This is a genomic window from Natrinema sp. 1APR25-10V2 (assembly GCF_031626495.1).
In the GTDB taxonomy this organism is placed as follows: Archaea; Halobacteriota; Halobacteria; order Halobacteriales; family Natrialbaceae; genus Natrinema.
Genome location: NZ_JAMQOJ010000006.1, coordinates 49,263 through 67,782, shown reverse-complemented (window position 1 = coordinate 67,782; position 18,520 = coordinate 49,263). Strand labels below are relative to the sequence as shown.

The following is an 18,520-nucleotide window of genomic DNA, read 5'->3' as shown; positions in this document are numbered from 1 at the left end:
AATATATGTTGTGGTGAATGTTAGCAATGGAGTTCAAAAGCCACGATCCCGGCGGGACGATCATACCTAGTCGTGAAACGACCGAACGAAGACGCGAGGATCTCTCGATTCGAGCGGGGGACTCTCAGAGACGGTCGTCCTCGATGATCGCGAGCAGGTCCTCGATCAATCCCGGAACGGGGTACTGGAACCAGGCGTTGCGGACGTCGTCGCTCGCGCCGGTATCGTACTGATTGGCGCCCCAGCAGCAGATAGTGAGCATGACGAACGCCGAGAACGCCTGCCAGTAGCGGACGCGCTCGCGGTCGACTGTCCGTCCCGTCCGGCGCTCGTACTCGTCGTAGAACCACTCCCGCTCGAGCAGCGAACAGGCGAGTTCGGGCCGCTCGATCGGCTCGACGAGTTTGCCGGCGAAGTACCGCGTGCTCGCGTAGCCGAGGTCGAACAGCGGATCGCCGACGCGGGCGAACTCCCAGTCGAGCAGTCCGGTGATCCGATCGTCGTCGATGAGGGCGTTTCCGATCCGGAAGTCGCCGTGGACAAGCGTCGTTTCGGGAACGGTCGGTTCGTTCGCGCGGAACCAGCGGATCGCCTCCTCGACTGCCGGCTCCCGCTTCATTTCGGCGTTCCGGTACAGTTCCTCCCAGCGGTCGATCTCGCGTGTGACGACCTCGTCCGGTGGCACGTCCTCGATCCCCGGCACCGCCGATCCGTCGATCGCGTGGACGCCCGCGGTGGCATCGACGAACTGGTCCGGAAGCGTCCGGTCCGGGGAGTCCCACGCGTCGTAGAGTTCCCGTCTATCGCGCGGATCCCACGTGATCGGCGGCTCTCCCTCGAGATGGTCCATGACGAAGAGGCCGCGTTCGAACGGTCCGCCGGCCTCGTCGAACCAGCGGACCCGCGGGACCGGCACGGGTGCGTCCTGCGCCGCCGCGAGCGTCTCGTACTCCGTCCGGATGTCGTTGCCGGGCAGCGATTCCGCGTCGGCGTCGTGCTGGAGTTCGTTCTCCGCCCGCAGGACGAGTCGCTCGGTCACCTCGTCGCCGCCCTCGCGATAGCGAGCCGTGAACGAAACCGTGTCCCGCGACCACCCTTCAGTGTGAGCGACGATGTCGTCGACGGACACCTCTCCGTCGCCGAGCGTGTCGGAGAGGTACGTCGAGAGCGTGTCCGAGGAAAACTCCGTCATTCGTCGCCCTCCCGACCGAGCAGTCGGAGTTGCTCGTCGACGCGAGTACGGAGGAACTCGTACAGCGGTCGCCGAGCGATCGCAGCGGCGTCCCCGTCTAACTCCGCGTCGATCGTCGCCAGGACGTCGTCCGCAGCGGTCACCAGCGTCTCTTCGACGTCCCGAGTCGGCCCGTCGACGGTATCCAGTTCACCGCGAGCGTCGTCGATCGCGCTTTGCACCGTCGGCGAGTCAACGTCGTCTCGCTCGAGCACCGACTCGAGTTCGTCCAGGCTCTCGCAGAGGGCTCGGCGCTGCGTCCGAACGGCCGTCTCACGGCCGGCGACTTCGCCGGCCAAGAACTGGAGCGTCGAGGCCATCGATCCGACCTGCGCGTGGACGAACTCGTCGTCGCCGACGGCGGGTCGCACTTCCTCGCGCGTGAAGGTGGCGAATCGGTCCAGTATCCGCTCGGGGTCGAGGTATGGCATACCACGGTATAGTACGGTATCGTTACAAAAACCTGCGGGTCGTCTCGCGGTGCTACCCGGGGTAGCCGAACAGGTGACCGGCGACGTTGCGCTTCCGAATCACCTCCGAGCCCTCGGTGATCCGGTAGCGGCGGTGGTGGCGGTGTGGTCCATCGAGGAAGGCGGTTCAGCCGTCACAGTGGTCGACGGGGCCGCTTCAGTTCACGAAACTCGCATCGACGGCGCTCATACTGTGTCGAAACCGACCAGTACTGTCCGCACCAGCGGCGAGTGTCACGTCGTCGAAAGTCGGGATCAGCCCCGGATGTAACCGCCGTTGACGCTCACCACTTCGGCGGTGATCCAGTCGGCGGCGTCGCTGGCGAGGAAGACGACCGTGTCGGCGATGTCCTCTGGTTCACCGAGTCTGCCGAGCGCGTACGATTCGCGTACCTTGTCGCCGTATTCGGCGAGCCAGTCCTCGGTCGCGGGCGTTTCGGTCGTCCCCGGCGAGACGACGTTCAACCGGACGCCGTGTTCGCCGACCTCCTTCGCGACGTTCATCGTGAACGCGACGTTGGCCGCTTTCGCGCCACCGTAGACGGCGAGGCTGGGATCGTTCCCCTTGTACGAGTCGCTGGCGTAGTTGATGACGCACCCGCTCTCCTGTTCGATCATGTAGGGAAGCGCCGCGTGCGTACAGTTCATCGTCCCGAAATACGTGACGCCGACCGACCGGTCCCAGTCCTCTGGGGTCGACTCGAGGAACGACGACGTTCCCGTGCTCAGGCCGGCGTTGTTTACCAGCACGTCGATCGAACCGAACTCGCCGACGGTGGCGTCGATCATGTCTTCCGCTTCGTCGTACGAGGAGACGTCCGTCTCGATCGCGATGGCTCGAGTATCGTACTCGTCTTCCAGCGCAGCAGCGGTCTCTTCGGCGCCGCCGACGTCCACGTCGGCGACGGTGACGTTTGCGCCCTGCGCCGCGAACGTTTCGCAGACTGCTTTGCCGATTCCGCTCGCACCGCCGGTGACAACTACGACATCGTCCGTAAAGTCGAACTTCTCTGCGAAGGAGGTGGCTGACATACAGTCCCAAGGTTTTGGGGCGGCTCATATAACGTTACGGAATGGATCCGATCGCAGTCACTCTCCGAGACAACAGTCCAATCGCCTCGAACTGGTGACGGACGGCCGACCCACGGTTCGCGTTCTCGCGAGACGATCGTCGATGACAGCACTTCCCCTTCCCGTCGAACGGAGAGGACGGACGTCGACAGCGTCCCTGCGATAGTTTCACAATGGACCGTGGGTATCGCCTACTAGGAACATGAATCGAAGTGAGTTGACGGAGACTACGGCAAGGAATCCGAACGCGACCGCACTGGTAGCGTCTGCGGCCGGCTTCAGGCAGATAACTCGAGCATAGAATGACGTACGAGAGCATATACGAATCCGTCGTCGAACTGTACGACCGCGAACGCTGTTGGGACGACCTAGTCACGGTGGGTGACCGTCGGTCGTTGAACGTGGCCGAGGAGGCGCTCGGCCGCCACGGTGACTCCGAGGAAATCGGCCTCCGATTGCGCGACTTCGAGACCGGTTCGAAGGAGACGTATTCCTTTTCGGAACTCGACGACGCGTCCAACAGAGTGGCAAACTACCTCGCTGAAACAGCGGAGCCGCGCGATCGGATCGCCGCCATGCTTCCGGCCCAGTTGGAGCTCTACGCCACCGCGTACGGCGTCATCAAATCTGGACGGGTCTACGTGCCACTGGCGCCGCTGTTCGGTCCCGAAGCGTTACAGTATCGGCTAGCGGATTCCGGCGCGTCGGTGCTGGTGACGTCGGCCGAACACGTCCCGAAGCTCGACGGTGAGATGGTGCCGACGCTCGAGACCGTCCTCGTCGTCGACGGGACCGACGCAATCGATCCCGACGATCGACCGGACGGGATCGAACTCGAGTCGTACGACGCAATCCGACGTTCCGGGACGGAGTTCGAAACGGTCGACAGCCATCCGAGCGACACGTACGCCATCAAATACACGAGCGGAACGACGGGTCAACCGAAGGGGTGTCCGTCGACGCACGAGGGAACGGTTCGGCTCCACTCGTACTTCGAGCACGTGGTGGATCTGCGATCGGCGGACAGCTACTTCGTCGCGGCGTCGCCGGCGTGGTCGTACGGCTTCACCGTCGGGATGCTCGCGGCGGGGTTACGCGGGACCGCCGTCGGCTGCTACCGCGGTCCGTTCGATCCCGAACGACTGCTCGAGACATTCGAACAGTTCGAGGTGACGAACGCGATGGTACCGCCGACGGGGCTTCGAAAGCTCCGGGCGTCGGCTGCGTCGCCCGACGAATACGATATCGATCTCCGGGTGCTCGTCTCCGCCGGCGAATCGCTGGACGAGTCGACCGTCGAGTGGTGCGACGACGCGTTCGGGACGCAGCCGCTGGACGCCTACGGGCAAACGGAATCGGGGATGGTCGTCGCCAACTACCCGTTCCCCGACTGGGAGATCAAACCCGGGAGTATGGGCAAGCCGGTTCCCGGCTACGAGGTGGCGCTGCTCGGCGAAGACGGGAACGACGTCGGTATCGGCGAGGTCGGCGAAATCGCCGTCGAGCGCGACGAGAACGCTCGCGCGAGCGGGTACTGGGGGAAGTCCGAAACGTCGATCACGGCCTACAGCGGTCGGTGGTGGCGGACCGGTGACCTTGCCAGACGCGACGAGGACGGCTACTTCTGGTACGTTTCGCGGGCGGATCAGGTGATCATCTCCGCCGGCTACCGGATCGGCCCGGAAGAAGTCGAGGAAACGTTGCTGAAGCACGACGCCGTCGAAGAGGTAGCGGTCGTCGGCGCACCGCACGAAACTCGCGGCCGCATCGTCAAAGCGGTCGTCGTCCCTACGTCGAGTGCGACCCCTTCGGAAGCGCTGGCGTCGGATCTCCAGTCGTTCGCCCGATCGCGACTCTCGAAACACGAGTACCCGCGCGAGATCGAACTCGTCGCCGAGCTCCCGAAGACCTCGAGCGGGAAAATCAAGCGATCGGAACTGGACTCGTAGCCGCGGAAGACGCCCGCCGTATTGACGCTCGCAGCGGATGCCGACTCCCTCGCTCGATCGTCGACGACCCAAATCCCTAATATGTCATGCGATGACGATTGGCATATGACCGAAGCAGTGATCGTCGACGCCGTCAGAACGCCGTTCGGAAAGCGCGACGGATCGTTCAGGGACACCCACCCGCAGGACCTCGCGGCCGAACCGTTGAAGGCGTTACGCGAACGCAACGGATTCGACCCCGAGACGATAGAGGACGTCATGTACGGGTGTGTCAAGCCCGTGTTCGAGCAGGGATCGAACATTGGACGAATCGCGCCGATGGTCGCCGGATGGGGCGACCACATTCCCGGCTTCCAGTTCGACCGCATGTGCGGATCGGGTCAGCAGACGGTCAATCTGGCCGCGGCGAACGTCCGCGCCGGATTCCACGACGTCGTCGTCGCCGGTGGCGTCGAACACATGACGCGCGTGCCGATGTCGAGCAATCGGAGCGGCGACGCCGGGACGGCGGAGCCGGATATGGCCGACACCTACTTCGAACACTACGAGGAGCTCGTTCACCAAGGAGAGAGCGCGGAACGGATCGCGGAACAGTGGGGATTCAGCCGGAGCGAGGTGGACGAGATCGCGGTCGACTCCCAGCGTCGCTGGGGGCAGGCAAACGAAGAGGGGCGATTCGACTCACAACTCGCCCCGGTCGAGACGGAACTCGACGGCGAAGAAATCGTCGTCGAGCAGGACGAACACCCGCGTCCCGGCACCGACCTCGAGACCCTCTCCGAACTGCCGCTGTCGTTCCGCGAGGAGGGCGATGGCGTCATCCACCCGGGCAACTCCTCGGGGATCGTTGACGGCGCCAGTGCGCTACTGATCGCGAGCGAGGAAGCCGCCGCGGAACACGGCTGGGAACCGATGGCCCGGATCGTCCAGACCGAGGTCGTCGGCGTCGATCCAGTGACGATGCTTACGGGCCCGATCCCCGCGACCGAACGCGTGTTAGAGAAAGTAGACATGACGCTCTCGGACATCGATCTCTTCGAGGTCAACGAAGCGTTCGCGCCAGTGGTCCTCGCGTGGCTCGAGGAGACGGGGGCCTCCTGGGAGGACACGAACGTCAACGGCGGGGCGATCGCTCACGGCCACCCGCTCGGCGCGACCGGATCCGCACTCGTCACCAAACTCGTCCACGAACTCGAACGGACCGGCCAAGATACCGCGCTGTCGACGATGTGCATCGGATTCGGACAGGGCGTCGCGACGATCATCGAACGAGTGTAAGGGGCTGATCCGCTGATCGAACTCTCGATTCGAACGTACAATTTTCCTCGGTCCGCTACAAAACCGCGAGCGTCGGTTCGACTCGCTAGCCGAGGTAGCCGAATAGGTGACCGGCGACGTTGCGCTTCTGGATCTCCTCCGACCCCTCGGTGATCCGGTAGCGGCGGTGGTGGCGGTAGATGTGTTCGAACGGCTTGTGGCGAGTGTACCCCTGTCCGCCGTGTACCTGCATCGCCCGATCGGCGGCGTCGCACGCGAGGAGGTTCGCGCGGTAGTTCGCCATCGAGACCTTGTCGCTCACGCTCTGTTGACTGTCCTCGTCCAGTTGCCACGCCGTCTTGTACACCAGGTTTCGGACCATCTCGGCCTCCGTGTGCAGGTCGGCCAGCGGAAACTGGATTCCCTGCCGCTTCGCGAGCGGTTCGTCCCAGGTGTGGCGTTCCTTCGCGAACTCGACGGCCTCGTCGATACAGTACTGGGCGGCCCCGACGCTCGAGGCGGCCTGCCTGATGCGACCCTCGTGGACGAAATACGAGGCCTGCTGGAGTCCCCTGCCCTCTTCGCCCAGGACCGCGTCCTCGGGGACGCGCACGTCGTCGAGGGTCACCTCGGCGTGGTCGGTCGGCATGTTGAACGTCCAGTGGAAGTAGTCGACCTCGAGGCCGTCCGCGTCGGTCGGGACCCAGAACGCCGTGATCCCCTCGTGGTCGCCGTCCTCCCCGTCCGTCCGTGCGAAGATGACGTCGTAGTCAGCGGTGTGCATGCCGCTGTTGTACCGCTTCGCCCCGTTGATCACCCACTCGTCGCCGTCCTTCTCGGCGGTCGTGTCCATGTGCGTCGCGTCGCTGCCGTGTTCGGGTTCGGTCAGTCCGAACGCGGCGGTCGTCTCGCCGGTGATCAGGTCTTCGAGGTGGCGCTCCTTTCGCTCCTCGCTCCCGAACTCGATCAGTAACTCGGGGACGTTGAAGTTGCCGACGATGGCGGCCTCCTGTTGTAGGACGTTGTGCAACCCGATCCCCTTCCTGGCGAGGTGTTCGCGGATCAGCGCCATCCCGAGGTTGCTCCCGTCCCGGCCGCCGTACTCCTCCGGGAGCATGTATCGGTAGAGGCCGGCCTCGTCGGCGCGGCGGCGCATCTCCTCGAGCAACGCCTCCCACTCGGCCGTCGGCGTACCGTCCTCCCAGTTCGTGCGCGCGTCTTCGCGTCGGTGATCGAAGAACCGCTCGTGTTCCTGTTGAAGGGGTTCGATCTCGTCCTCGATGAACGCGTCGAGTTCGTCGAGCAACTGCTGGAGCTGCTCCGGGATCCGGAAATCCATACCTAGTGACATTCGGAACTGATACATTACCGTTCGGGTAGCTGTGGCGGTCGGCTTCGGATACCGTTAGAACTCGAGCGACGACGTCCTGTCTCACTGACTCCCAATGAGGCAAACCGTAAATATCCGGGCCGATAACCCCCGCCTATGTCCGGATTCGTCCGATCGAGAGACGAAATTGAAGCGATCCAGGAGCGGATGGCAGAGAATCGATTCGTCGACGCGACGCAGGTGGCGATCAGGTTTCGCACTCGCGAGTCGACGGTCGAGCGGATTCTCCCGCCCGGTCTCGAACCGACCGAAGAGCCGGTGATACGGGCCGACGTCGTCGACGTCAGACGAAGTAACTGCGTCGGCTCGTTCCGTGGCGGCGGAATCTACGTCCGAGCGCGGCACGACGGCCATGTCGGGGAGTACTGCCTGACCATGCCGATGTCGACGGAGGCCGCGATTACGTGGGGTCGAGAGCTGTTCGGCGAACCGAAGAAGAAGGCGGCCGTTTCGCTCGAACGTGACGGAAGCGAGGTGAGCGGACGAGTTACCCGGAACGGCGAGTCGATCATCGAGATCGACGCGACCCTGAAGACGGAACGTCAGCCCGAGCCGAGTTCGCAGACGGTCTATCACTACAAAGCGCTCCCCGACGCGACCGGACGGGGGTTCCAGTTCGATCCGACGTTAGTCCGAGTTACGCTGAATAGCGACCTCAACGCGTACGAATCCGGCACCGGGTCCCTTTCGCTCGGAAGTCCCGACGGTCCGCTCGGTGACCTCGAGATCGAGTCGGTGCTCGGCGCGTCGTACACCGAAGCGGACCTGCGCACGACGCAGGAGAACGTGACCACCGTCGACCCCGAGTCGTTTCTCCCGTACGCCTACGGAACCGGACGGAGCAACGATTGGCCCGAGTTGGACAACACGTCCAACTGAGGCCGTCAGCGAAAGCCACACACATTTTATCCCCACTTCTCGAGACGACATCGCCGGAATTAGAGTCTCAGAACGGTCCGACAAGGCGAACGCTTTTTACGACGCATTCTGTTCGATAGTATGCGCTATGGGAGACCTATGCAACGTCGACACCGTTTGGACCCATACCGATACCGTCGTCATCGACGAAGACGGGCGGGTGACGGAGTCGAAAGCCCTGTCCACACCGGACGACTTCTCGAAGGGGTTCTTCGACTCCTTCGAGGGGCCCGCGACGGAATCCCAGGAGAACAAATACATCCGTGGCACCTACATCGGCCTCACGTAGCGCCGTCTCGCTGCGCGCTCCGCGCAGGAGAGTTCGCCGCAGTCGTTTCGTACTACAGTCCTCACTCGAGAGGATCTCTCTCCTGGTGCTCAGCGAACCGCCTCGAGGTTCGATCACGGGCTGACTACAAACCCCGCTAGCCGCGTCCTTGCGGACACATAGCTTTACCTTAGCGGAGAAAGAACAGATATTCAGATCGAACGATGGACGCCGTATACCTGCACGGGCCTGGAGACCTCCGTATCGACGACGTCGAACCGCGTGCCGTATCCGCGGGAACGGTCGCGGTCGACGTCGAGTACACCGGAATCTGCGGCACTGATCTCCACGAATACGAGGTCGGACCCGTACCGATTCGCGCTGAAGGGACCGATCACTCTATTCCGGAGACCGAGTGGGACGAGTACCTGCCAAAGCCGATGGGACACGAGGTCGCCGGTACCGTTTCAGAAGTCGGTAACGACGTCGACGATCTCCAAGCGGGCGACCGCGTCACCCTGAATATGGTCGCCGCCTGCCACGATTGTCGCTACTGTGCGACGGGGAAATACCACCTCTGCGAGCGCGGTGACGGCGGCGTCGTCTCCAGTCGCGGCTTCGCCGATCGGATCGTCGTCCCGTCGTCGATGGCGGTTCCCGTTCCCGACGACGTGTCGCTGCGCCACGCGGCACTAGCTGAACCACTCGGCGTATCGCTTCGGGGCGTCCGCCGAGCAGGGGTCGGACCGACCGATCGCGTCGCGGTGTTCGGCGCCGGGCCGATCGGCCTCGGCGTGATCGCGGGTGCCGCAGCGGCCGGTGCTCGCGCCATCTACGTTAGCGAACCTCGAGCGGCCCGTCGGGAAGCCGCGACGGCCCTCGGCGCCGACGTCGTCCTCGATCCGACAGACGTCGACGCGGTCGAGTACATTCAGCGAGAGACCGACCGAGTAGAGGCGGCCTTCGAATGTGCGGGAACGGCCACGACCCTCACCGACGCGCTCCGGAGCACCGCGTACGGCGAAACCGTCGTCGTCCTCAGCGTCTTCGAGGAGGAAGTACCGATTCATCCCAACGACATTATGCAGGCGGAACGGGAACTCGTCGGATCGTTCGGGTTCCAGGGCGGACCGCTGGCCTCACAGTCCGAGTTCACCGCCGCATTGGAGCTGATCGCCGACGAGCGCATCGATCCCGAACCGATGATTACCGAGACGGTGCCGTTGGACAGTGTCGGGTCAGCATTCGAGGAGCTTCGCGACCCCAGCAGCGAGCAGATCAAAGTCCTCGTCGAGCCCTGATCGAACGCGGCGACGAGCCGTCGTCCGATCACCGATTCAGCGTGTGTATCGCCTGCCCGAGCGCGTTCTCACAGGCCTCCATGACTCCCTCCGAGAGCGTCGGGTGCATGTGGACCGTTCCGGCGACGTCCTCGGGCGTCATCCCCGTCTCGACCGCTAACCCCAGTTCACCGATCAACTCGGAGGCTTCCGGGCCGACGATCTGTGCCCCGAGGATCCGGCCGGTGTCCTCGCCGGCGACGACGCGGACGAACCCGTCCGTTTCCGCCAGCGTGAGCGCCCGACCGCTCGCATTGAACGGGAACTCGCCGACGACCGGCGAGTAATCGGCGTCCCTCGCTTGGGCTTCCGTCAGTCCGACGGTGGCGATCTCCGGATCGACGAACACTGCGGTCGGGATGGCCGCGCTGTTCAGTGCGGCGTCACCGCCCGATGCGACCTCCGCGGCGACGAGACCCTCCGCTACCGCTTTGTGTGCGAGCATCGGTTCGCCAGCGACGTCACCGACCGCCAACACGTGGTCACGATCGGTCCGCATTCGGTCGTCTGTATCGAGGAAACCGCGGTCAGTTGGTTCCACGCCGGCGGCCTCGATATCTAGCGTATCGGAGACCGGCTCACGACCGATTGCGACGAGAATCCGCTCTGCGGCCGTCTCGTACTCGTTCCCGTCCGCGTCCTCCGTGTGGAGGTCGACGGTACCGTCGTTCGAACGGGACCACTCGACTGCGACCTGCCCGAACTGGAGATCGACGCCTAGCGACTCGGCCCGCCGCTTCACCGGCCGGGAGAGGTCCGACTCGTATCCCGGCAAGACGTCGTCTTCCATCTCGATCACGGTCACGTCCGTCCCGAGTTTCGCGAACACGGTCGAGAGTTCCATGCCGATGTATCCCGCCCCGACGACCGCCAACGAACGCGGTGCGGCCTCAAGCGCGAGGGCCTGCCGCGAATTCAGGATCGACTCGTCCTCGAAGGAAAACCCTGGAACGCTCATCGGACGGCTCCCGGTCGCGACGATCGCGTGCTCGAACTCGAGTTCCTCGACGGTCCCGTCGTTCGCCGTGATATCAACGGTGTGGTCGCTCGTAAACCGCGCCGTACCGTCTCTCACGGAGACGCCGTTTGCCCTACAGAGCTTTTCGACGCCACCCGTGAGCTGGTCGACGACGTCGTCCTTCCACTCGACCATCTCGCCGACGTCGACGAACGGCTCCGCGTAGATACCCATCTCCGAGGCCGACTCGAGGTCGGTAACGAGGTTCGACGCGTTCAATAACGCTTTCGACGGAATACACCCATGGTTGAGACACGTCCCGCCGACGCCCTCCCGCTCGACGAGGGTGACGTCACAGCCACGCTGCGCTGCGCGGATCGCAGCAGTGTATCCGCCCGGTCCACCGCCTATCACGAGAACGTCTACTGCTGCCATGCGAAAATCGTTGTCTGGCTCGCATATAGTGCTTGGTGATCGGTTACGACCGTACATCGTCTCGTTTTAGCAGGTACGTCCTCTCTCTGGTACAAATAGGCACGATAGATGGGGATATAATTCGTTCCCAATATAAACTCTTGTGTATATCACTACCAGTTGGTTTTGTCATGCTACTTTACTATACTGAACATAACACCCTAAGTGCGTTATTTTCGTTGGTAGTATCGAATGCGACGCAGAAACAAACAGGGGCAGTCACGTGACGCCCTTGCGTGTTGCCGTAAGAGGATCCAGACTAATCTCGAGACGTCCCACCGGTTATATAGTAGACGATAACATATTGCTGCGTTATGCTAGTGGTATATGCAAGCTTTCCGATATAGCCGGATCGGTACGACGAAGCGCGAGAGTTAGTAGCGGACCTCGTCGAGCCGTCTCGACGGGAGAATGGACTGCAAAACTACTACGCAACCATCGACGTTCAGGATGATACCGTCATTCGAGTCTTCGAACAGTACGAGGACCACGCTGCGATGACGGCGCATGCGGAATCCGATCACGCTCAAGAATTCTTGGATGCACTGCCCGAATTACTCGCCGGAGAACCCGAAGTTCTCCAGTTCGAAGTCAGTGACGTGACGGAACTCGAGATGTGAACCGCCTCGGGGTCAAGCCCCGAGGCACTCGGCCTGTCCCGCCTGTAGATACAGAGACAGGATTGGTGATACGGGTCGTGTTCGTCGAACGCCCGCTCAAGCAACTCACCGAACGAGAGTTGAGCGGGGTCGTACTCGAATTGGATGACTTCAGTGTGATCGCCGAGGACCTCGTACGACGGGCCGGGTTTCGTTCCACCAGCATAGCCGACTCGCGTTCGTACGACGCCGTCCAGTGCGCCGAACATTGCATCGGGACCCCAGAAACAGCCGAGGCCGAACGTCGCCGTTGCTGTGTCCTTCGGCGCCTGCCTGTCGTACTCGCTGATGACTGTCGGAGTAAGCATGAGTCGAAAGACGCTGCCGCTGTGAGCGGATACCGCCGTCGGTCTCGTACCGAACGTCTTCGGTCATGTCGAACCGACCCCGTGCCGGTTTGAAGGCGTCCGGTGACTGGTGACCAGTCGGTCGTCCACGCGCGGAAACAGCGCCGGCGTCGGTCGGAGTATAGCACTGTCGGTAGCGAGTTCAGTCGGACCAATGTGGTTCTTTGCCGATTGAGTAGACAGCGCTATCACCGGCACCGATTCCCAACGCCGCTCTATCATCAGAAAGTTGATTGATAGTTGCGATCGCGTTGGCCGTCACTGACGGATGTCGACTAATAGGCTTATTGACACCCGTCCTGAGGCCGATCGTCTGAGAGGGAATTCGATCTTTGTCTGTAAATGCCTATCAATAGATTTTAAAATTCGGTTTGAGATCTCGATAATAACACCCCTAAGCCTTTTATTAAAGGATAAGGTCGGGGACTGCTAGCGAATTCGATGTTTAAATCCATCTATTTACAGAATCAGCGTTATTCTGTTCTCAGTTCTCTCCGGACGTGAACCGAGGGAGTGCGATATGATGACACTGGACAAAAATTTTATAAGGTTACATAATCTCCGTCTCGTCGTACCATGAATTTTGCAAACTGCGTGGATAGAGCCGCCCGCGACGATCCAGAACGCACTGCGATCGTGGACCCTAACAGAGAATTGACCTTCGGCGAACTCGCTGCTGAAACGAACGCGTTCGCGAAGGCCCTCGAAGAGCTCGGCGTGGAACCGAACGAGCGGGTCGCACTATACCTTCCCAACAGCGTGACGTTCGTCGTCGCCTACTTCGGCGCGATGAAATACGGTGCGATTCCGTTTCCGATCAATATGCGATTCGAAGGAAACGAAATCCAATACGTCCTCGAAGACGCCGGAGCGGCGGTAGTCGTTACCAGCGGCGAGTTCGAGGATACGATGATCGATCTCGACGTAGACTCGCTCGAACATAGCATTGTGGCGAACGGCGAGCACGGACTGGCATACAAGAAACTCGTTCAGGACGCGGGAGACGACTACTCAATTTATCCGCGAAAAGAAGACGAAGTGGCGGAACTCATGTACACATCGGGGACAACAGGCCGTCCAAAGGGAGTTAAGCATACTCACGGTAACCTCTCCACAAACGCTCGGGGATTCCTTCGCTACATGAACTGGGGTCAATCCGAGACTGCCCTTACTGTCTGCCCGTGTTTCCACGTTTCAGGGCTGAACATTACGACAACACCCTACGTCTTTGCCGGAGCGACAAACCACTTCCTTCCGGCCTGGGATCCAGAAACTGCCCTCGAAACGATGGCAGAGCGCGAGGTGACGTACACGTTCCTCATTCCAACGATGGTCATCGACCTCCTGAATTACGATGGCATTGAGGAGTACGATCTGTCGGCACTGGACGTGATTGGAGTCGGCGGGGCACCAATGCCTAAAGAGCGGATCGAAGCCGTCGAGCAGACCTTCGACTGTACGTTGCTGGAGGGATACGGTATGACGGAGACGACACCACTGGCGGCGATCAACCAATTGGGTGCTGAAATCAGGAAGGCAGGAAGCATCGGGACAGTCTGTGAGGAAGTTATGGACGTCCGTATCGAACACCCGGAGACTAACGAAGAGGTCGGGGTCAACGAAAAGGGCGAACTTCTCTGGAGCGGCGATACGGTGATGGACGGATACTACAACCTTCCTGAAAAGAACGAAGAAACATTCGTTGAGCGTAACGGCAGGACTTGGTTCCGATCCGGGGATATCGGTCGGAAGGATGAGAATGATCTGTTGTTCATTGAAGACCGGATCGATGATATGATTATCACGGGTGGGGAGAACGTCTATCCGCGAGAAGTCGAAGACGTGTTATATGGTCTGGATGGTGTCGAAGCGGCTGCCGTCGTCGGTGCCTCTGATGATCGTCTCGGGGAACAGGTCGTCGCATTCGTCGTCGGAGAAACCACCGAAGAGGCGCTTGACACCGGTTGTCGCGAGTGGCTCGCTGGCTATAAAGTACCACGGGAGTTCAGGTTCGTCGAAGAACTTCCAAAGACGTCCACCCGGAAGATCGATAAAGTATCTCTACGTGAGCGACTCGACTGACCGAGAGGGGTTCCGGGTCACCGACTTATTGTTCGTACCTGTATCTATAATCACTGTAACTGGATACCAATCAGCTACAGTCAAAGGAACTCAGAAGCGGGTGACCGTCTGGAGTTCGTCGGAGTCGACGTTGTCGAAGGCAGCGCGAGCGATAGAGCGAAGGTGAACCTCGTCGGCACCGTCGAAGATCCGGAAGCCCCGGACCTCCTCATAAAAGTATGATATCGGGAGGTCGCGAGCAATTCCGTTGCCCCCACAGAGTTGGAGCATATCATCAATGATGTCGTTGACGACGTTAGCGGCGAACACTTTACACATCGCCACCTCAATGCGAGCCTCTCGTCCCTGGGCTATCTGCCGTGCTGCGTGGCGGACTTGCGTCTTTACTGCGTACAGGCGCGTCTCTGCACGGGCGATCTTGAACCGCAGAGACTGCTTATCTGAGAGCCGGTCTCCGAATCCCTCCCGTTCGCTCACATAGGCTTTGGCAACCTCAATCGCACGCTTCGCCATCCCGGAAAACCGCATACAGTGTGTAAGCCGTGCTGGACCAAGCCGTCGCTGGGCGATCTGGAATCCCTCGTCTTTCGGTCCGAGTAGATTCCTCGGGGATGCGGACGTTATCGTAGACGACCTCGGGGTGGTTGATTCCCCAGGATTCCCCCAGATAGGGGACGTTACGACGGAACTCCACACCGTCGGTGTCGGGTGGTACGAGGAAGAACGAACAGCCTTCGTAGGGGTGGGCATCCGGGTTCGTGCGAGCCATGACAAGAAGGACATCCGCCTCGTCGCCCTGACTTGTCCACCACTTGTGCCCATTGATGACCCACTCATCGCCGTCTTTCTCGGCGGTGGTCTGGATCATCTTCGGATCAGATCCGCCGCCCTGCATCGGCTCGGTCATCGAGAATGCAGATGTATATTCACCTTCGACGAGCGGAACAAGCCACTCGTCTTTCTGAGACTCCGTACCAACCATCTCGATCGTATGGATGTTTCCCTCGTCCGGCGCGTCAACGCGGAGCGCCGGCGGTCCCAGCAGCGACCGACCGGCCTGTTCGAACATCGGAAGGACGTCGCGGAAGTCCAACCCTAACCCACCGTACTCCTTGGAAACCTGAGGTGCGTAGAGATCGCGACTCTTCGCCTCTGCACGTAGTTCGTCGATCAAATCGTCGGTGATCTCACCGCTCCCGAGGAAGTCTTCACGCTCAAGCGGGATGACAACCTCGTCCATAAACGCTTTCGTTCGCTCGACCAGTCCGTCGCCGTTTCCGAGTCGTCGAACTCGAACTCCATGTGACTCCCTCATTATACGGAGAAAAATAGGTTGTGATGATATAGCATCCCGTGGCATTGCCAGGCGCCGATTCAGCTACAGGGTTAAAGCAGAGAATATTCCAGAGAGGATCTGAGTCTTTGGCTATAGCTAGCGCGATTTCCAGTCTGGTTCACGGTCTTCGACGAACGCAGCGACGCCCTCTTTGTGGTCCTCACTCTCCATCAACAGGACGAGCATCTCTTTCAGGTAATTGTACGCCTCATCGAAGGCCATGTCTCGCTGGTTGTAGTAGGCTTCTTTGCCCATCGAGATCATCACTGGGCTGTTTGCAGCCAGTGTGTCAACGAATTCGTCAAGCCTATCGTCGAACGCTTTAGAATCGAATACCTCTGTGACAAGGCCGATCTCCACGCCTTCTTCAGCCGAGACGTGTTCTCCTGTAAACAGCATTTTCAGCCCTTGTTTTTCGAGGACGGCGGGCATGATCGAAGCCATTGCCTGCATTGGGAACATCCCGACGTTGACTTCGGGCGTCCCAAACTCGGCATTATCGGCAGCGACCACGAACTCGCACGCCGCCGCGAGTCCGCAACCACCAGCGAGACAGTATCCCTCAACTGCCGCGACCGTCAGGGCAGAGGTCGCGACCATGTGATCGAATAACTCACTGAGTTTCGATGAACTCCGTCGGCGATCCTGCATCGATGGCTCCTCCGCTTTGTCCATGCCCTCTAGGTCACCGCCGGAACAGAACGTCCCCTCGGCACCGCGAATCACGATGACCCGGGCTGGACTTTCGTCAGCGGCGTCCATCACGTTGATCAATCCATCTAACACCTGATCATTGAGCGCATTATGCTTGTCCGGGCGATCGATAGTCGCCCGCACGACCACTTCATCGTCACTTACTGTAACGGTCAGATCTTCGTTCGAGAGTGATGTGGGATCAAATGACATGGTTGGTTAACAGTTGGGGTGTTGGAGTAGTGAAGTCCATTCCCCGTCTAACTGCTCTTTCGGCTGTTCAGTAAACCTTTTCCTCTATACTATCTGGCGTCAGTTAATTTCCTCCTCAGTTATCTTCATCATTCTTCCGCAACTTATGCCTCTGTATTTTCCCAGTAGTCGTCTTCGGAAGTTCGTCGATGAACTCGATTTCCCGCGGATACTGGTACTTGGCGAGGTTCTCGCGAACGTACCGTTTGATCGCCGTCGCGAGGTCGTCGCTTGGGTCGTCCCTAGGAGCGGTGACGACGAACGCTTTCACGATCCGTCCGCGTGTCTCGTCGTCGACGCCAATGACCGCCGCGTTTGCAACGGCATCGTGCTCGAGTAGCGCATCCTCGACCTCGGCTGGGCCGACGCGGTACCCACTCGTGATTATGACGTCGTCGTCGCGGGCTTTGAACCAGAGCCGGCCGTTTTCGTCTCTGTAACCGATGTCATCGGTGTCTAGCCACTCGTCGTTTTCGCCGAAAAACGTGCTATCCGTTAATTCAGGTGCGTTCCAGTATTCCTCGAACACAACCGGGTCCGGGCGCTTTACTGCGATAGCACCGACCTCGCCTGTGGGTAGCGGTTTACCGTCGTCACCGACGATGTCGACCGTATGACCAGGGACCGGCTTCCCCATACTTCCCGGCTCTGGTTCGAACCACTGAGAACAGTTCGAGACGACCAAGTTAGCCTCCGTCTGTCCGTAGAGTTCGTTCAGCGGCGCATCGAACGTTTTGGCCACCCAGTTGTGGAGTTCAGACGGGACTGGTTCTCCCCCAGTTCCGATAGCAACGACGTGCTCTACGCTGTTTGCAGGAGACTCCACCTGACTCATCATCTTCAACATCGTCGGTGTCAACAGTGGATAGGTGACACCGTAGCGGTCGATCAGTTCGAAGGTCGTTTCGGGATCGAACCCATCGGACTGGTAACCGACGACTGGCAGCCCATAGTGCCAAGCGGACAGCAAGACGTCATAGAGACCACCGACCCATGCCCAGTCAGCAGGTGTGTAGAGGACTGGGTCGACATCGTGCCACGGGAACTCGAGTGCCATCTGGACGCACGGTAGGTGACCGAGGAGATACTGGTGCGTTTGGAGAACACCCTTCGGTCGGCCAGTCGTCCCGCTCGTATAGATGAGGACCGCCGGATCCTCAGGTTCAGTTCTGATCGGATCGAATCGATGAGATCCACGTAGGTCGATGAACTGCTCGCCGACGACCCCCGTTGGCGTCTCGGGTTCCGCATCCATCCCGATCAAGTACTCGACGGAATCGACCTCCGCGACTGCCTCACAGACCGTGTCGAAGACGTCCGGAGCCGCAAAGACGATGTCGGTTCCGCTGTCATCGAGACGGAACGAGAGGGCGTCCGGTCCGTAGAGCACGGACAACGGTACTGCTACTGCACCCAGCTTGTATGCTGCCACATGAATGAGGGCCGTCTCGACCCGTTGTGGTGCGACGACTGCGATTCGATCACCACGCTCGATCCCCCGGTTTCGGAGCGCCGTTGCCAACTCGTTCGAGCGTCTTTCGAGCTGCCAGAAAGTGTACTGGTCACTGCTCCCGTCTGCAGATTCAGTGAATAGCGCGACACGGCCGCGGTCGTCTGCATGCTTGGTAATCACATCTGTTCCGATATTATAGGTATCGGGAATGTCCCATTCGCAATCGTTCCACGCTCTGTCATATGTCTCATACCTACTGAGGTCGGGCACCGGTTCAGTTTGCCAGTCGATGTCTATAGTCATGGTTGGATGCTAACAAACTGCTTCCTGACTGTCCTCCACGCAGGCACTTATTAGTATAGGCTTGGAGTG

General features: G+C 60.5%; 13 protein-coding genes and 3 pseudogenes. 7 read left to right on the top strand and 9 right to left on the bottom strand.

Annotated features, from left to right (window positions below; translation table 11 throughout):
* Nucleotides 1-124 precede the first annotated feature (124 nt).
* From NDO75_RS18705 to NDO75_RS18695, 3 genes are all read right to left on the bottom strand, one after another.
* On the bottom strand, nucleotides 125-1,192 hold the full coding sequence (locus NDO75_RS18705; protein WP_310908132.1) for a phosphotransferase family protein: 1,068 nt from the start codon (nucleotides 1,190-1,192) through the stop codon (nucleotides 125-127).
* Nucleotides 1,189-1,662, bottom strand: coding sequence for a hypothetical protein (locus tag NDO75_RS18700; RefSeq protein WP_310908131.1), 474 nt, complete (start codon nucleotides 1,660-1,662; stop codon nucleotides 1,189-1,191). The genes NDO75_RS18705 and NDO75_RS18700 overlap by 4 nt, the downstream gene beginning before the upstream one ends.
* A 294-nt stretch (nucleotides 1,663-1,956) precedes the next feature.
* The gene (locus NDO75_RS18695; RefSeq protein WP_310908130.1) at nucleotides 1,957-2,733 is read right to left on the bottom strand and encodes an SDR family oxidoreductase; all 777 of its coding nucleotides are present in this window, start codon (nucleotides 2,731-2,733) and stop codon (nucleotides 1,957-1,959) included.
* A gap of 341 nt (nucleotides 2,734-3,074) precedes the next feature.
* On the opposite strand from NDO75_RS18695, the gene NDO75_RS18690 reads away from it, so the two are divergent.
* Nucleotides 3,075-4,721: an AMP-binding protein gene (locus NDO75_RS18690; RefSeq protein WP_310908129.1), complete on the top strand. Its 1,647-nt coding sequence runs from the start codon at nucleotides 3,075-3,077 to the stop codon at nucleotides 4,719-4,721.
* Between the two features lie 105 nt (nucleotides 4,722-4,826).
* Nucleotides 4,827-5,999, top strand: a complete 1,173-nt coding sequence (locus NDO75_RS18685; RefSeq protein WP_310908128.1) for a thiolase family protein — start codon at nucleotides 4,827-4,829, stop codon at nucleotides 5,997-5,999.
* An 85-nt stretch (nucleotides 6,000-6,084) separates the two neighbouring features.
* Here the strand turns inward: NDO75_RS18685 and NDO75_RS18680 are convergent, their stop codons facing one another.
* Nucleotides 6,085-7,317 (bottom strand): acyl-CoA dehydrogenase family protein, encoded by a 1,233-nt coding sequence (locus NDO75_RS18680; RefSeq protein WP_310908127.1) that lies wholly within the window; start codon nucleotides 7,315-7,317, stop codon nucleotides 6,085-6,087.
* Between the two features lie 147 nt (nucleotides 7,318-7,464).
* Between NDO75_RS18680 and NDO75_RS18675 the strand changes: the two genes are divergently transcribed.
* From NDO75_RS18675 to NDO75_RS18665, 3 genes are all read left to right on the top strand, one after another.
* Entirely contained in the window at nucleotides 7,465-8,247 is a 783-nt protein-coding gene (locus NDO75_RS18675) for an acetoacetate decarboxylase family protein (protein WP_310908126.1), read from the top strand.
* A 127-nt stretch (nucleotides 8,248-8,374) separates the two neighbouring features.
* Nucleotides 8,375-8,575 carry a hydantoinase/oxoprolinase N-terminal domain-containing protein gene (locus NDO75_RS18670; protein ID WP_310908125.1) on the top strand — a complete coding sequence of 67 codons (201 nt, stop codon included), beginning with the start codon at nucleotides 8,375-8,377 and terminating at the stop codon, nucleotides 8,573-8,575.
* A gap of 203 nt (nucleotides 8,576-8,778) precedes the next feature.
* Nucleotides 8,779-9,855: a zinc-binding dehydrogenase gene (locus NDO75_RS18665; RefSeq protein ID WP_310908124.1), complete on the top strand. Its 1,077-nt coding sequence runs from the start codon at nucleotides 8,779-8,781 to the stop codon at nucleotides 9,853-9,855.
* A 28-nt stretch (nucleotides 9,856-9,883) separates the two neighbouring features.
* Here the strand turns inward: NDO75_RS18665 and lpdA are convergent, their stop codons facing one another.
* Nucleotides 9,884-11,287, bottom strand: a complete 1,404-nt coding sequence (lpdA, locus tag NDO75_RS18660) for a dihydrolipoyl dehydrogenase (RefSeq protein WP_310908123.1) — start codon at nucleotides 11,285-11,287, stop codon at nucleotides 9,884-9,886.
* A 446-nt stretch (nucleotides 11,288-11,733) separates the two neighbouring features.
* Here lpdA and NDO75_RS18655 point away from each other — a divergent pair.
* Nucleotides 11,734-11,946 (top strand): annotated as a pseudogene (locus NDO75_RS18655) (antibiotic biosynthesis monooxygenase); the annotation flags it as partial.
* Nucleotides 11,947-12,005: 59 nt separating this feature from the next.
* Here NDO75_RS18655 and NDO75_RS18650 read toward each other — a convergent pair.
* Nucleotides 12,006-12,293: pseudogene (locus NDO75_RS18650) on the bottom strand (peptide-methionine (S)-S-oxide reductase); the annotation flags it as partial.
* A 615-nt stretch (nucleotides 12,294-12,908) separates the two neighbouring features.
* Here NDO75_RS18650 and NDO75_RS18645 point away from each other — a divergent pair.
* On the top strand, nucleotides 12,909-14,414 hold the full coding sequence (locus NDO75_RS18645) for an AMP-binding protein (RefSeq protein WP_310908122.1): 1,506 nt from the start codon (nucleotides 12,909-12,911) through the stop codon (nucleotides 14,412-14,414).
* A 90-nt stretch (nucleotides 14,415-14,504) separates the two neighbouring features.
* Here the strand turns inward: NDO75_RS18645 and NDO75_RS18640 are convergent.
* From NDO75_RS18640 to NDO75_RS18630, 3 genes and pseudogenes are all read right to left on the bottom strand, one after another.
* Nucleotides 14,505-15,716, bottom strand: a pseudogene (locus NDO75_RS18640) (acyl-CoA dehydrogenase family protein).
* Between the two features lie 130 nt (nucleotides 15,717-15,846).
* Nucleotides 15,847-16,656, bottom strand: coding sequence for an enoyl-CoA hydratase/isomerase family protein (locus tag NDO75_RS18635; RefSeq protein ID WP_310908121.1), 810 nt, complete (start codon nucleotides 16,654-16,656; stop codon nucleotides 15,847-15,849).
* 115 nt (nucleotides 16,657-16,771) lie between these two features.
* Nucleotides 16,772-18,451: an AMP-binding protein gene (locus NDO75_RS18630; protein ID WP_310908120.1), complete on the bottom strand. Its 1,680-nt coding sequence runs from the start codon at nucleotides 18,449-18,451 to the stop codon at nucleotides 16,772-16,774.
* Nucleotides 18,452-18,520: the final 69 nt, after the last annotated feature.

Bases quoted from the DNA above. Each gene is read 5' to 3' on its own strand.
- NDO75_RS18635 (WP_310908121.1), bottom strand. From the start codon at position 16,656: ATGTCATTTGATCCCACATCACTCTCGAACGAAGATCTGACCGTTACA.
- NDO75_RS18675 (WP_310908126.1), top strand. From the start codon at position 7,465: ATGTCCGGATTCGTCCGATCGAGAGACGAAATTGAAGCGATCCAGGAG.
- NDO75_RS18685 (WP_310908128.1), top strand. From the start codon at position 4,827: ATGACCGAAGCAGTGATCGTCGACGCCGTCAGAACGCCGTTCGGAAAG.
- NDO75_RS18690 (WP_310908129.1), top strand. From the start codon at position 3,075: ATGACGTACGAGAGCATATACGAATCCGTCGTCGAACTGTACGACCGC.
- NDO75_RS18705 (WP_310908132.1), bottom strand. From the start codon at position 1,192: ATGACGGAGTTTTCCTCGGACACGCTCTCGACGTACCTCTCCGACACG.
- NDO75_RS18695 (WP_310908130.1), bottom strand. From the start codon at position 2,733: ATGTCAGCCACCTCCTTCGCAGAGAAGTTCGACTTTACGGACGATGTC.
- lpdA (WP_310908123.1), bottom strand. From the start codon at position 11,287: ATGGCAGCAGTAGACGTTCTCGTGATAGGCGGTGGACCGGGCGGATAC.
- NDO75_RS18645 (WP_310908122.1), top strand. From the start codon at position 12,909: ATGAATTTTGCAAACTGCGTGGATAGAGCCGCCCGCGACGATCCAGAA.
- NDO75_RS18630 (WP_310908120.1), bottom strand. From the start codon at position 18,451: ATGACTATAGACATCGACTGGCAAACTGAACCGGTGCCCGACCTCAGT.
- NDO75_RS18680 (WP_310908127.1), bottom strand. From the start codon at position 7,317: ATGGATTTCCGGATCCCGGAGCAGCTCCAGCAGTTGCTCGACGAACTC.
- NDO75_RS18700 (WP_310908131.1), bottom strand. From the start codon at position 1,662: ATGCCATACCTCGACCCCGAGCGGATACTGGACCGATTCGCCACCTTC.
- NDO75_RS18665 (WP_310908124.1), top strand. From the start codon at position 8,779: ATGGACGCCGTATACCTGCACGGGCCTGGAGACCTCCGTATCGACGAC.
- NDO75_RS18670 (WP_310908125.1), top strand. From the start codon at position 8,375: ATGGGAGACCTATGCAACGTCGACACCGTTTGGACCCATACCGATACC.